Below are 14,770 nucleotides of genomic sequence, written 5' to 3'. Positions count from 1 at the left end.
GCAAAGATATTGAAGTGAAAGTTCATATTTAAAAATTCACGAAGGTCTTTTAAAAAAGATGAAATTGTTTGACTTCAATTCTAAATCAATGGTTGATCTAGTGTCTGTTTTTCAATAAAACCCAGCCTGTAAAAACGCTGCCATCAGACAAAGTTAAAACATACCAGTAAGAATCGGAAGGAACGACGCGGCCTAAAGTTTTACCATTCCATTCTAAACGTGTTGCACTTTCCTGTTCAAAAATCTTTTCCTTGAATCTATTGAATACTTTTAAGTTGGTTTTTTGACCGTCGAAAACATTCAGATCGTCAATAATCCATGTATCATTAATACCATCGTCATTTGGACTGAAAGCATTTTTAATATTTAGAACCAAACCTTTTTTTATTTGCGGATTACAATCTGAATCTTCAAATTTCACATAAAATGTGATTACGCCATAAGGTAGATTATAGAAAACATTCGTTTCTTGATAGTTAAGGCCGTCGATGGAGTAAAGAATCTTTTTGCTTCCGGTTGCGATAACGGTATAGGAATTTCCATTGGCGACTAAATTAACAATTACTGGAGTTTCTTTGATGCTAACCTTAAAGTTTATCAAAGTAGAACAACCGTTCGAAGCAGTCAAATTGAGTTGGTAAGTACCTTCTTTTTTGATACCCAATAATTCTTGATTGGTAGAAAGTTCCTTTCCATCAGGATCAAACCATTTAAAACCAATAATATCTAAATTAGAAAAATCGGGCTTAATATCAACATGACCTTCCGCACAAAAAAAATAGTCTGGTAATGAAAACACAGGTCCTTTTTTAAGTGTTAAATTTATTTGCACAAGATTAGGACAAAATCCAGAAGTACTTACTTTGGCGTATATTTTTTTAGGCCCTATCTTTTCATCGAACACATATTCTTGCGGCGTGCTTATTCTGTTGGTATCATTATTAAGGTCTAAAACAGTAGGATAATAGACGTAATTCGCTTGACTATTATATATCAAATTCTCAAATTGGGTGAGATTTACTTTTTCTCTACCGTCATTTCCTACATCACAAACATTTTTTACCGTAAAAGGACCGTCATTATTAAATGTCATTTTTTTACCAAAATCAAAATCTACAAATGCCGTATCAAAACATCCAGCGATATTTTCCACTCGGACCCAGATTCTGGTAAGTGAAGGTTTTATTTTGAATTGATCAGGATGAGCAATCTGATTGGTAAAGGTTTCAGCTTCAGCTTTAGTAAAGAAAAATGTAAAATTATTATCATCACTTTTGGTATAAACCATATTGTCGATATAACTCGTTAAATTAACATCATAGAAACCATCTAAATTATCATCACATAAATCTGCTATAACGGAATTCCTTCCTTTTGGCGGGAAATACGTTTGAAGTTCAATAGGTGAAACAGAATAACACGAGGTAGATTTAGAAGTAAATCTGGCCCAAAAAGTTATTTTAGATTTAACAGTAATTACAGTAGCATTAATTTGAGCTGCAGAATTGCCAGCGTTGGCATCATCTTCTGTTTTATAATAAGTAACAAGCAGATCTCCGCGTGGGATTGTGTTTTCACTTTGTATAAATAATTGTGGTAATGCATCGTTTAAATTAAAAGTTTCATTTAAATCAAATTTATAATCACATTTTTGCAGAATTGCAGGCTTTAAAACAATCGTCGGTAAAAAACTTAACTTAATATTTATGGTACTCACGGAATAACATCCACTCGTAAAGGAAACTTTTGCATAAACGACATTGGATTCCGTGGCGATAAATGATGACGGTGTTGCAATAAGATCACTTAAAGAATTGTCGGTGGGATTATACCTTTTATAATATTGAAATGTAACAGGATCGATTCCATTATAAATTTGAGACTGCACCGTCCTAAGATCAAAAGGTTCCTGCCCATCATTATTATTATCACAAACCGCATTTCGTACCGTGTCAAAATTAAGTTTTACAACGGGAGTCTTCACTAAATTTATATTTATTTCAAACACTTCTGAACAATCGTACGATTGTAGTCTTACAAAAAGTCTTGCGGAATTTTGAACATTATAAATACTTTTCGGATTGCTGTTACTCTGTGCATCTGAAAAACTTGTAAAGTACGAAACAGTTGCATTTTGTGCTCCAGTAATTTTTTTATTTAGTGTAGATAAAATCACATCCTCTTTACCATCATTATGAAAATCACAGATATCAAAGTTGGATTGATTAATTATAAGATGAATTAAACTAACCTTTAGTGCTTTTACGGCATAACAGCCCGTAGAATCTTTAAATTTAACGAAGAAACTCTTGGTTACCAGATTACCATTCCCTGTAATAGTTTGAAGATTTGTAATCGGATTTCTATCATTTTCTGCATCTGCCTCAGATAAAAAATAAGAAGTGCTAATTCCGATTGGAGAATCTAATAACATAGCCGGAGCATAATGATCTATATTAATAGTAATATCCTCGGTACCATCAAAACAGATATAAACCTCACTATTTTTAGACTCTACTTTTGTAAAAGTAATATCTAAATTAATAACTGCAATACTAAAGCATCCACCAGGGATTTCTACCCTGGAATAAATGGCATATTTACCTTCCTTAATGGTAGTTAAAGTTGAGCCGACTCCACTATAAGCCTTTTGATTAGTGTCATAGAAACGTATTATTACTTCAGAATCATTCGTTATCAATGGTCCAATAATTTCTAAGAAATTAAAAGGCTCCACAAAATCACGTTTAAAATCACAGGTGGTAAATTGGAAATCAATTGGTGAATTAACAACTGGTGAAGGTGTTAAATTTAAAGTAATAGGCCCAAATATTTGGCTGCAGGTAGGCGTTTTATATTTTAAGTATAACTTAAGATTATCAATAACATTTATTACTTTAATCTCATTCCTGTTATTATCTGCATCTGCTTGTGATAAAAAATAGTGGATGCTTCCATTAATCGGCGAAGACAATAGTTGCGAGTTCAAAGTAGAAAGCTGATAATTCTTTTCTATACCGTCATTATTAATATCACAAATACTAACTAAATCTGTTAGTAAGCTTGAGGAAATGAGTTGCAAATTTAAAACTGAAGTACGAAAGCAAGTCGGATCAGAAGCATTTTGAACACGTACATAAAAAGTTTTATTTTCAGTCAGTACAAAATTTTCAGGCTGTGGATTAATATTGTTTTGTGCATCAGAAATCGAGTTATGAAAACTGAGGAGTAAAATGGAAGGATTCTGTGGAGTAAGTTTGGAAACGTAGTTTCTAAGATTAACGTTAAAAGAATTTCCATTACAGAAAATTTCTGTGTGATTATTCGCTACCGGAAAATCTGCGGCAAAAGTTACAGAAGAGCTACCTTCTAAAATTAAATCTAAATTCCCGCAGATTTTATATTTAATTTTCACCTTATAAATCTCATTCTTATCAGGACATACCGTTACCGTATCTCCTTCTCCGATATTTTCGTTATTAGAGTTATACCAAGAAATTTCCGGAATAATCGTTGAACCGGAAGGTGTAAATTTCCACGCTTCATTGTTTGACTCCCAAACACCTGTATTTCTTTCTGGTGGAGAATATCCTTTAGTACCATCTGCATTTATTACCCCTAACAACGCATTTTTAAATTTTGAATCTGAACATGAAAGTGGTTTATTTTCTACAAAAGCTTCAACTTCATTAGAACTTTCAGACAGAACAATTTGCGAGGTAACCGTTTGATTGCAGCCAAGAAGTCTTCCTTTATAAAAATTTATAATGAATTTTCTATAGGGAGCCGTTCCTGTAACACGATAATAAATTTCGGAATCGTTATTTTTCGAAAAGACTAAATCACTGAAAACCCCAAAAATCATATTTTTAGGTAGAGCGCTGCTTGGATTTAAATAATCCACATTTGGATAATTTACTTTTCCTAACTGGCCCGTATCAAAAGTAATTACGCCATTACTGCCAATGACAAATTCACGGTAATTATTACCAAAATAGCAAAAATTAAAAGGAAGTTTTATTCTATTAATAAATAAATCATCAGCATCAGCACCCACGGATGTTCCTTCATTGAAAGCACCATAAGGTGTAAAATTTTCTTTAGAAACCGCGTAAATGGTTGTTTCATGAAATTCCGGGAAGGTTGTTTTCAATTTTAAACACTTGCCATCAAAAGGATAACTACAATTTAAAACGGGATTTTCATTGCCCAAGCTGTCAATAATTTTTACAGCATTATTTGACTGCTGACCTATTAAAGGTAAGTAGCATATCAAAAAGGTCAATGTTAAAAAAATTACTCTTCTATGCATAGCATTTATTAAGTTTTTTCTATTGTTTACCTTTCAAAATTTGTGTTTTTTCGGAAAGAAATTTCCTGTATTTTGAGTCTGCAATCTACGACATTATATCCAAAAACCAAATATTATGTTAAATTAGAAGGAATGACTATAAAATGGCGGAGCGGATAATACTAATAAAAACTATACTATAATACACTTACTTCCAATACCATACATCAGAGTAAAAATAGCACTACAATAACAATTACAATATCAGAATTTTTATAACGAAAGCAGCTATAGTGAGAACTTACTGTCATAAGCAACATTACAACCTGATTGAGAATATGAAAATAACAACTATTATTTTACATAATTATTAATAAATAATTTACAGTTAAAAACCTTTATAAAGTTAAAAAAATATTTAAAATACAAACACAGTGAGTAAATTAATCATAATTAAATTGGCTTGTACAAGGCTGTCGATTTAACTTTAAAATAAAAAGATAAATATTAAAAGAAAATACAAATGCTAATTAATTCATACCATTCAAAATCAACAAAGACTATTGATCATCAATACCTTTTCTTTTAGTAATTAATTTTTGATCTGTATCATTTAAAACAAAAATCACATCTGATTTTAAAGAAGAACTCGATAAATAATTCCAGTGATTTCCTACCTGAAATCTAAAATTAGTGATCAAGTCATTTTTCACTTCGGTACAATTTATAACCGAAATCACATCTTTAATTTTTGAAAATTCGCTCGGCCCCATTTTCCGCAATCTTGGTGACAGAATATTTTTCGAAAATTGAGAAATACCAGATAAGTGTCTTTACGATTAACGTAGATGCTTAATCTATATCAGCATTCATGTATTACTATTCAAACTCTATACAGAATCCACTTATAACTTTAAATAATCCTCCATTTTACAGCGCTAAAAAGTCTGCTATAGTTGCAACACAAACTGCAAATGCAAACCAACTTCAGACGGAACAATTCTGAATTCACCATTCATAGAATTCATCCGACTGTCCATATTTGCAAAGCCATTTCCGCACGGACTCTCAGGTTTTAATCCTACTCCATCATCTATAATATCAATTATAAACTGATGTTCGACTTGTTCAAAACTGATAATCACGTTCTCTGCTAAACTGTGTTTATAAATATTATTCAAAGCTTCTTTTACACACAAATAAAGATTTCTCCGAGTTACTGCACCAATGATTTTATTTTGATATCCAGCATTTTGAATATGAGGTTTTATCTTTGTCTTTTTGAAAAAATTAACCGCATAAATAGTCACATAATTAACAAGGCTTTCTAAACTATCATTAGTAGAATTCAAACCCCACAACATTTCCCGCATCGAATGATTCAAGTCATCGCAACTTTTTAATAAATCGTTGATGTGTTCATCGAGAAATCCCTCATGCTTTGAAAGTTTCAAAAATTCAACCTGAAGTTTTAAAGCAGAAATGCCTGATCCAAAGTCATCATGCATATCACGGGAGATTCGCAGCCTTTCCCGTTCCGCTTCTTTCTGTACTTCTATCTCTTTTTGAAGTAATATATTTTTAAACTCCGCATCTTTAAGTTCATTTTCCTTTTGAGAAATTACCTGCTTCCGATTAGAAAGCACGACAATAAAAATGAGAAAACCCACAAATACCACCAATAAAACAACTGCGAGAAAATAGGTGAGTTTAATTTCAAAAGGAAGAGATGATTTCATTGGATTTTGATTTAATATTTACGGGTAATAGCAACTACAAAAAATAAATAGATCATCAACGTGCCGATTCTAAAAATATGATTGATGAATTCTAAAAAGGGCAAATCATTTTCTTCAAACCAATACATGGGCACTATTTGGAAAAGAAAAAATATACTCCATAAAATAAGGGCCATGCTTACCCAAAATGCTTCTTTCTGAATAATAAACACCGAACTTTTACTCTTCAACTGATAGAAAAAATAAAGAAGCGAAAGAGAAATATAAAATACTGAAAGGATAATAGCCAAAGAAATTGAATACTCTTTTTCTGAATTAAAAATAACAATCAAACTGCTAAAAAAAGAAAGCAATCCAATAATGTATACTTTAATCTTTTGTCTTAAAAGTTGTTTGGAGAAATAATACGTAAAAAATAAAATATAGAGCAACGAGCCGAAAGAATAAAGGCGATAATAATGAATAGAAAAAAAATACGGAACTGTTTCTAAAGAACAAACAATAATAAAATAGACATACAATATAGAGCTCTTTCTTTTTCGGCAAAAAAAAGAAAGTACAAGACATCCATAAATGAACGCCAAATAAAGGATTTCTTGCCAAATAAGCATTTAAAACAAATTAACAAACTAGTTAAACTTAACTAGACTCAGCGAGTAAGTAACTGAATCCCATTCTACTCCACATTTAAAGTTACCATTTTTTTCACTACTTATCACTCTCTGAGGAGCACATTTTAAAACAGTGAATTGTAATTCATCATATTCATAGAAATATTGACTGTTAATTTTAACAAAAACGCTGATTGATTCTACTTTTTCTTTTCCTCACTTTTCGCTAAATTTGCCAAATGAACAATCCTATGGAAGAAGATAAAAAATCCCTCAATTTTATTGAACAAATTATAGAAGAAGATTTAGCGAATGGTTTTCCGAAAGAGAAATTACGTTTTCGCTTTCCGCCAGAACCAAATGGTTACTTGCATGTAGGTCATACCAAAGCGATTTGTATTAATTTCGGTTTGGGCGAAAAATATGGCGCTCCCGTAAATCTTCGTTTCGATGATACCAATCCAGAAAAAGAAGAACAGGAATTTGTAGATTCCATTAAAGCGGATATTGATTGGTTGGGTTTTAAATACGATCAAGAATTATACGCGTCGGATTATTTCGACCAATTATATGATTGGGCTGTTCAGATGATTAAAGATCAAAAAGCATATATCGATGAGCAACCATCAGAAAAAATCACGGAACAAAGAAAAACACCTTTCGAAGATGGAGTTGAATCTCCATATAGAAACCGTCCGATTGAGGAAAGTTTAGAACTTTTTGAAAAAATGAAAAATGGAGAATTTGAAGAAGGCACCATGTCGCTTCGTGCAAAAATCGATATGACTTCTCCGAATATGAATATGCGCGATCCTGTGATGTATCGTATTCTAAAAAGACCGCATCACCGAACTGGTGACAAATGGAAAATTTATCCGATGTACGATTGGGCACATGGTGAGTCTGATTATATCGAACAGATTTCTCACTCGTTATGTTCATTGGAATTCGAAAATCACCGACCGTTATACGATTGGTATTTGGATCAGGTTTACGACAAAGAAAAAACAAGAAACAAACAACGTGAATTTGCACGAATGAATGTTTCTTACATGATTACTTCTAAAAGAAAATTACAAAGACTTGTCGCAGAAAATGCAGTAACAGGTTGGGACGACCCAAGAATGCCGACCATTTCTGGAATGCGACGATTAGGTTTTACAGCGACTTCTATTAAAAGATTCATCGACAGAGTTGGTGTTGCGAAGAGAGAAAATCTAATCGACATTCAATTGCTGGAGTTTTTCGTAAGAGAAGATTTAAATAAAATTGCAACTCGCGTTATGGCAGTTGTAGATCCAGTGAAATTGGTGATTACTAATTATCCGGAAAACGAGGAAGAATTTTTAGAAACGGAAAACAATCCAGAGCAAGAAGACGCAGGAATAAGAGAAGTTCCTTTCTCGAAAGAATTATATATCGAGCGTGAAGACTTTAAAGAAGAAGGAAATAAGAAGTTTTTCCGTTTGAAATTAGGTGGAGAAGTTCGTTTGAAATCGGCTTATATCATTAAAGCCGAAAGCGTAGATAAAGATGAAAATGGTGAAATCACAACCATTTATGCAACCTACGACGAGAAAAGCAAATCAGGAAGTGGAACTGAAGAAAGTTTAAGAAAAGTAAAAGGCACTTTACATTGGGTTTCGGCAAAGCATGCGATTCCAGTGGAAGTGAGAATTTACGACCGTTTATTTACCACGCCACAACCAGACGCTGAAAAGGAAACTGACTTCATGCAATTCATTAATCCTGAAAGTTTAAAACTTGTTCAGGGATTTGCAGAACCAAGTTTAGAACACGCTGAAATTGGTCATCCATACCAGTTCCAAAGAATCGGGTATTTTACTAAAGACAGAGATTCTTCTGCTGAGAAATTAGTATTCAACAGAACGGTAACTTTAAAAGATGGTTTCAAACCAGAATAATTTTTAAAGAAAATATTAAAACTTCGGAATTTCCGGAGTTTTTTTTTCGACTGGATTTCAAGTTTATTTTAATATTCTATGAATTTTAAAAATGCTGAATTTCAATGTTATAAATAAAGTAATGCATCTCAATTTTCATAAATTTCTACTTTTACAATACGTCCATTATTTATTTATAATTATCTTCGCATCGAATTTTATTAAAATGAAAAAAACGCTCACCCTACTTTTCTTATTTATTTTCTTGATCTCATTCTCTCAAGAATCGATTAATTTCGAAAATACCACTTTTAAAGAAGTTTTAGCAAAAGCGAAACGCGAAAAGAAATTAATATTCATGGATGCTTACGCTTCCTGGTGCGGACCATGTAAATTAATGGAGAAAAATGTTTTTCCACTTGCAGCTGTAAAAGAATATTACAACGCTAATTTTATCAACGCCAGATTCGATATGGAAATCGGAGAAGGCCGAGAAATCGCGCAGAAATACCAAATTCGTTCTTATCCCTCTTTTTTATTCCTAAATGGTGATGGAGATGTCGTGATGAAAAATTTCGGATATATGGGTGGCGAAGATTTTATTGCGATTGCTAAGGAAGCTAATAATCCATTATTAGTCAACAGTAATCCCAAAGCGCTTTTCGAAAAAGGCGAAAGTGATCCCGCATTTTTATTAAATATGATGCGTCAGAATGCTCAAACTGATTACGAACTGGCAAAGAAAGTTTCGGAGCGTTATTTCAAAGTTAAAAAAGATCAGGAATTAACGAGAGACGATATTGGAATGCTATTGTATTTCCTAAAATCTCCGAGCGATCCAAACTACCAAGTATTTAAAGATCGAAAAGCGAATATCGTGAAAGAAATGTCTGAGGATATCTACAATCAATTCGATGTCAACATTAAGATTTCTAAAGTAATGGAAAGTTCTTTAGATCAAAACACAGGAGTTATTAATGACGATTATTTTTACAAAAACGCAATTCCATTAGTAGGAAAAGCAGAAGCAGAAACTGCTTTGAATCGTATGAAAGTAATTTACTACCCGAATGTTGGAAACTTTAAAGAATATGAAAAAGCTGCCCTCATTTATTATAAAAACGCAGATGATTTTGACCCTGAAGAATTATTGAAAGCTGCCTGGATTTTCAGTGAACATGTTGATGATAAAATCAGCTTAAAAAAAGCTGAAGTGTGGGCAGAAAAATCAGTAATGAAATCTGAAAATGCAGAAAACACTTATATTCTTGCAAAAATTTATGCAAAGACAGGAAAGAAAGACAATGCGAAAATCTATGCAGAAATGTCTAAAAATATCGCGCAACAGCAGGGGAAAGATTCTTCTGCCGCAACACAACTTTTACAAAGCTTAAAATAATCTATCGATTTTGAAAAAAACAATTCTACTATTTGCCCTCTTCATTGGTCTTTTGAGCAATGCTCAAACTCAAAAATCGGAGAATTCTAAAAATATTTATCTTAAAGGGAATGCCCTTTTTCTTCCAGTGGGTATAGTAAATGCAGGTATTGAATACCAACTCAATGAAAAGGTAACTCTGCAAGCAGATGTTTTCATTTCACCCTGGAAATCATTTATGGGAAAATATTCCCAAGTTTACATGGTGGGTTTCGACGCAAGATATTATTTTGACGAAGCTTTTAAACATTTTTATGTAGGTGCTAATGTTTCTGGAGCTCGTTTTATTATTCAAAAATATAATTATTGGGGAAATGGAAATTATCAATATACTCCAGAATCTCCAATTTATAAAACCTCGGATATTTACCAAGATGGTTTTGCTTTAATGCTTGGTGCCACAGTAGGTTATGAATTCCAGATTAGCGATCGATGGAATTTGGATTTATATTTAGGAGCTGGAACCATTCAAAGTTTTTATAAAGGATATCATAAAGAACTGGGAGTTCGTTATGATGATGACGGACGCCTATGGAACAAAAGCGGTGAATTCTTACCTTATCGTGGCGGAATAATGATCGGCTATAAATTATAATCATGAATATAAAAAGTACAAAATTTGCGGTAATTGCCGTGTTAACCTTCATCATCTTATTCCTTTTTAATTACATCGGAAATACCGAACCGGATAAAATAGAACGTGCCCTAATGACTGCCGTTGCGGGAGTAATTGGATTAACGATCGGAATGTGGTTCGTTCATAGAAACTCCAAAGACGACACCTATCACGACTTTGACTAAAGTGAAAAATATATAAACAGACTTCAACAGAGGTCTATTTTTATATCAGTATCAAATCTTCGGAAAAAAAATTACAAACTGATAATTTCTAAAAAATCGAATAATTAGATTCTCAATAAGAAGCAACAAAATTTTTGCTTCTTACAAAACCCGTCCCGCTATCCGCTATATCCTCCCGTTCCGAAAATTCGGAAACGGGAGGGATGCCGCTCCTATCGGCGCTATAACTTCAAGCAGTTTTTCTTGCCACAGGAAAATCACTCGACCTATTTTTTTTATAATAATCCTCCTCTCTTTTTTCTTCTATAATTAATACCTTTGCACCATGATAAAAATCGGAAATATAGAACTGCCAGAATTCCCACTTTTGCTTGCGCCAATGGAAGACGTTTCGGATCCTCCATTTCGTAAGCTGTGTAAAATGCACGGCGCAGATCTGATGTATTCAGAATTTATCTCCTCGGAAGGACTGATTCGTGACGCGATGAAAAGCATGAAGAAACTTGACATTTTCGATTATGAAAGACCGGTTGGTATTCAAATTTTTGGTGGTGATGAAGAAGCGATGGCGCTTTCTGCTAAAATTGTAGAAGCTGTAAATCCTGATTTGGTAGATATTAATTTCGGCTGTCCGGTGAAGAAAGTAGTTTGTAAAGGTGCTGGAGCCGGCGTTTTGAAAGATATCGATTTGATGATTCGATTGACCAAAGCGGTTGTTAACTCCACACATCTTCCTGTTACTGTAAAAACACGTTTGGGTTGGGATACAGAAAGTATCAATATCATGGAGGTTGCGGAACGATTACAAGAAGTTGGTGTAAAAGCTTTAACCATTCACGCCAGAACACGAGCTCAAATGTACAAAGGTGAAGCTGACTGGAATTATATTCATGCTGTAAAAAACAATCCAAATATTGAAATTCCAATTTTCGGAAACGGTGATATTGATTCGGCTCAAAAAGCGTGGGAATATAAAAATAAATTCGATTGCGACGGAATTATGATTGGCCGTGGCGCGATTGGTTATCCCTGGATTTTCAATGAAGTAAAACATTTCTTTAAAACGGGAGAAGTATTACCGGAGCCAACAATCACTGAAAGGTTAGAAGCCGTAAGACAACATGCTGAATGGAGTAAAGACTGGAAAGGTGAAAGATTAGGACTGATTGAAATGCGACAACATTACGGCAATTATTTCCGTGGTATTCCTCATTTTAAAGATTTCAGAAGAAAATTCCTGGAGGTTTTTACTTTAGAAGAAATGGATGCTGTAATTGCTGAAGCGGATGCTTTTTACAAGGATTTTGATTTTGTGAATTAGTTACGAGCCTAGTTTAAATTCACTTTTAAATTGATCTTGACTCACTCAAAACATTTTATCTCAACAATTACTTATTAAATCCCTCTTTCATAGCCCTGATTGAACGGCATGTTTGAGCTCTTTTTACAGATTTTTAGGATGGCATTTAGCGGTTGGAAAAATCTGTGAAAAAGCGAGTAGTGAAAGCAGGTTCCCGGCTCCTTAAAAGTTTTAAGAAATTCCGTAACTTTTGTCCTATTTAAAGGACTAATCATTTAAAATTATTTCGATGCTGAAAGCAGAAAATGTAACTAAAACCTATAATGCCGGTAAAAAACTGGCGTTAGAGGATTTCTCTATAGATGTTCCAGAAGCTAGTATTTATGGACTTTTGGGTCCGAATGGCGCTGGTAAAACCACTTTTATCCGAATCATTAATCAGATTACGCAAGCCGATTCTGGCAACGTGTACATCAACAACCAAAAACTGAATCCTGATCATATCCGACAAATCGGTTATATGCCGGAAGAACGTGGTTTGTATAAAAATATGACCGTTGGCGACCAACTTTTATACTTTGGTGAACTGAAAGGAATGACCAAAAATGATGCTTTGAAAGAAGCGAAATATTGGTTTGAACAATTGGAAATTGATCAGTGGTGGAAGAAAAAACTGAGTGAGCTTTCGAAAGGAATGGCGCAGAAAATTCAGTTTGTGGTAACAGTTTTGCACCGTCCGAAATTGCTGATTTTGGATGAACCATTTTCGGGTTTCGATCCTGTGAATGCTAATTTAATTAAGGATCAAATTCTGAAATTAAAAGATAACGGAACTACGATTATCCTGTCGACTCACCGTATGGAAAGTGTGGAGGAAATGTGTGATTATGTAGCATTGGTCAACCAAGCGAGAAAAGTTTTAGACGGAAAAGTATTTGATGTTAGAGAACAATTCAAGAAAAATATTTTCAATGTGACTTTGGCTGAAGTTAATAATGCGAGATTTGAGCAATTTAATAATCAGTTTGAAATTCAGAATTATTCAACAGAAAATGAATTGGTTTCATTTGATTTAAAAAACAATAATGATCAAAACCTGCTTCTGAATGAACTGATGAAAGTTGGAAAAATCCGTTCTTTTGACGAGAAGATTCCGAGCATGAATGAAGTGTTCATCAATGCAGTTAGTGGAAATGAAAAACCAGAGATGACATTATAACTTTGAACTCCAATTTTAATTAAAATAATTCATGAAAAATATATTTCTAATCACCAAAAGAGAATACCTGACGCAGGTCAAGAAAAAATCTTTTGTTATTCTGACGCTTTTAGCACCCATTCTGATGATTGGTTTTGCTGCTTTAATTGCTTTTATGTTTAAGGCAAATGAAAGTACAAGTACTTTTAACGTCGTTGATAAAAGCGGACTATTTGTAGGAAATCTTAAAAGCACGAATCAAATTAAATATGTCTTTGTTCCAGCTGCCAATGAGAAATCATTAGTTGCAACCTTGAAAGACATGGACGGAATTGAAGGTTTACTCATTATTCCCGAACTGAAAGATCACAATTACGATGAGTTACAGAAAGATTCTAAATTATTGATTAACAAAAAAATAGGATTTGACACCAAAACAAAAGTCACCTCTGACTTAGCTAAAATCATCAGGAAAGAAAAGATAAAAACGCTGGTTATTTCAGAAGATCAGATGAAAAATCTGGATGAAAACTTTGAACTGAATACGCAGAATATCGTCGATAATAAAAGCTCTGACAATGATTTATCTTTCGGTGTAAAATCTGGACTGGCAATGGTTCTGATGTACGCCGTTTTTATGTTCATCATCATTTATGGTGTTCGAGTAATGCGAAGCGTTTTGGAAGAGAAAAACAACCGTGTGGTCGAGATTATTATCTCCTCGGTAAAGCCATTTGAATTGATGATGGGGAAAATATTGGGTGTAACGCTGGTCGCTCTAACGCAATTCTGTATTTGGATTACGATGTCTGTCATTGGTGCTTTATTCTTAAATACTGGATTTGCAGCGATGAAAAATCAAATCCCTGGCGGTGAACAATCGGCAGATATGATTCAAAAATTCGACTTTCAACAAATTGCAGGACAAGTTTCACATATTCTTTTAGACATGAATGTTGCGTTGATTATCGGCGTATTTATCGTGTTCTTTTTACTCGGTTATATTTTCTACAGTTCAATGTATGCCGCGATCGGTTCGGCTGTAGATAACGAAACGGAAACCCAACAGTTTACCATGTTTGCGATTATTCCATTGATGGTTGGAATGTATGGAAGTTTTACAATTATGAATAATCCTGAAGGTCCGCTTGGATTTTGGTTATCGATGATTCCATTTACTTCGCCAGTTGCGATGATTGCAAGAATTCCTTTTGGAGTTCCTGCATGGCAAATTATACTTTCAGCTTCATTGCTTTTAGTTTCAACGTTACTAATGATTTTTATCGCTGCAAAAGTGTACCGTGTAGGAATTTTGATGTACGGAAATAAAGCGACTGCGAAGGAACTTTGGAAATGGATTACGAGTTAGTAATAAGCAATAGCTAATGATTAAGACGTAATAGAAGTTGGGAAATCATTTAAAATACTTTGGTTTTTTATATTGGAAATAAAGAATTTAGTCATTCATAATAATAGAAAACGTCGCAA

General features: G+C 33.5%; 10 protein-coding genes. 7 read left to right on the top strand and 3 right to left on the bottom strand.

The window, feature by feature from the left end; genetic code table 11:
* Positions 1–97 precede the first annotated feature (97 nt).
* From Q73A0000_RS15905 to Q73A0000_RS15895, 3 genes are all read right to left on the bottom strand, one after another.
* Positions 98–4,153, bottom strand: coding sequence for a T9SS type B sorting domain-containing protein (locus Q73A0000_RS15905; protein ID WP_193811883.1), 4,056 nt, complete (start codon positions 4,151–4,153; stop codon positions 98–100).
* Positions 4,154–4,851: 698 nt separating this feature from the next.
* Complete coding sequence (locus tag Q73A0000_RS15900) at positions 4,852–5,064, bottom strand: hypothetical protein (protein WP_193811882.1); 213 nt, start codon at positions 5,062–5,064, stop codon at positions 4,852–4,854.
* Between the two features lie 177 nt (positions 5,065–5,241).
* Complete coding sequence (locus tag Q73A0000_RS15895; RefSeq protein ID WP_193811881.1) at positions 5,242–6,030, bottom strand: sensor histidine kinase; 789 nt, start codon at positions 6,028–6,030, stop codon at positions 5,242–5,244.
* An 862-nt stretch (positions 6,031–6,892) separates the two neighbouring features.
* Here Q73A0000_RS15895 and Q73A0000_RS15890 point away from each other — a divergent pair.
* From Q73A0000_RS15890 to Q73A0000_RS15860, 7 genes are all read left to right on the top strand, one after another.
* Positions 6,893–8,566, top strand: a complete 1,674-nt coding sequence (locus Q73A0000_RS15890) for a glutamine--tRNA ligase/YqeY domain fusion protein (protein ID WP_193813751.1) — start codon at positions 6,893–6,895, stop codon at positions 8,564–8,566.
* 205 nt (positions 8,567–8,771) lie between these two features.
* Positions 8,772–9,944, top strand: coding sequence for a thioredoxin fold domain-containing protein (locus Q73A0000_RS15885; protein WP_193811880.1), 1,173 nt, complete (start codon positions 8,772–8,774; stop codon positions 9,942–9,944).
* Positions 9,945–9,954: 10 nt separating this feature from the next.
* Complete coding sequence (locus Q73A0000_RS15880; RefSeq protein ID WP_193811879.1) at positions 9,955–10,578, top strand: DUF3575 domain-containing protein; 624 nt, start codon at positions 9,955–9,957, stop codon at positions 10,576–10,578.
* 2 nt (positions 10,579–10,580) lie between these two features.
* Positions 10,581–10,784 (top strand): hypothetical protein, encoded by a 204-nt coding sequence (locus Q73A0000_RS15875; protein WP_193811878.1) that lies wholly within the window; start codon positions 10,581–10,583, stop codon positions 10,782–10,784.
* A 325-nt stretch (positions 10,785–11,109) separates the two neighbouring features.
* On the top strand, positions 11,110–12,105 hold the full coding sequence (dusB, locus tag Q73A0000_RS15870; RefSeq protein ID WP_193811877.1) for a tRNA dihydrouridine synthase DusB: 996 nt from the start codon (positions 11,110–11,112) through the stop codon (positions 12,103–12,105).
* A 268-nt stretch (positions 12,106–12,373) separates the two neighbouring features.
* Positions 12,374–13,303 (top strand): ABC transporter ATP-binding protein, encoded by a 930-nt coding sequence (locus Q73A0000_RS15865; protein ID WP_193811876.1) that lies wholly within the window; start codon positions 12,374–12,376, stop codon positions 13,301–13,303.
* Positions 13,304–13,334: 31 nt separating this feature from the next.
* Positions 13,335–14,651 carry an ABC transporter permease gene (locus tag Q73A0000_RS15860; protein WP_193811875.1) on the top strand — a complete coding sequence of 439 codons (1,317 nt, stop codon included), beginning with the start codon at positions 13,335–13,337 and terminating at the stop codon, positions 14,649–14,651.
* Positions 14,652–14,770 lie beyond the last annotated feature (119 nt).

It is taken from the genome of Kaistella flava (ex Peng et al. 2021) (assembly GCF_015191005.1).
Lineage (GTDB): Bacteria > Bacteroidota > Bacteroidia > Flavobacteriales > Weeksellaceae > Kaistella > Kaistella flava.
The sequence above is the reverse complement of the archived record's forward strand: the minus strand, read 5'-3'. Positions and strand labels throughout refer to the sequence as shown.

Excerpts from the sequence above, each read along its gene's own strand:
- Q73A0000_RS15900 (WP_193811882.1), bottom strand. The coding sequence starts at position 5,064 with ATGGGGCCGAGCGAATTTTCAAAAATTAAAGATGTGATTTCGGTTATA.
- Q73A0000_RS15895 (WP_193811881.1), bottom strand. The coding sequence starts at position 6,030 with ATGAAATCATCTCTTCCTTTTGAAATTAAACTCACCTATTTTCTCGCA.
- Q73A0000_RS15890 (WP_193813751.1), top strand. The coding sequence starts at position 6,893 with ATGGAAGAAGATAAAAAATCCCTCAATTTTATTGAACAAATTATAGAA.
- Q73A0000_RS15885 (WP_193811880.1), top strand. The coding sequence starts at position 8,772 with ATGAAAAAAACGCTCACCCTACTTTTCTTATTTATTTTCTTGATCTCA.
- Q73A0000_RS15875 (WP_193811878.1), top strand. The coding sequence starts at position 10,581 with ATGAATATAAAAAGTACAAAATTTGCGGTAATTGCCGTGTTAACCTTC.
- dusB (WP_193811877.1), top strand. The coding sequence starts at position 11,110 with ATGATAAAAATCGGAAATATAGAACTGCCAGAATTCCCACTTTTGCTT.
- Q73A0000_RS15865 (WP_193811876.1), top strand. The coding sequence starts at position 12,374 with ATGCTGAAAGCAGAAAATGTAACTAAAACCTATAATGCCGGTAAAAAA.
- Q73A0000_RS15860 (WP_193811875.1), top strand. The coding sequence starts at position 13,335 with ATGAAAAATATATTTCTAATCACCAAAAGAGAATACCTGACGCAGGTC.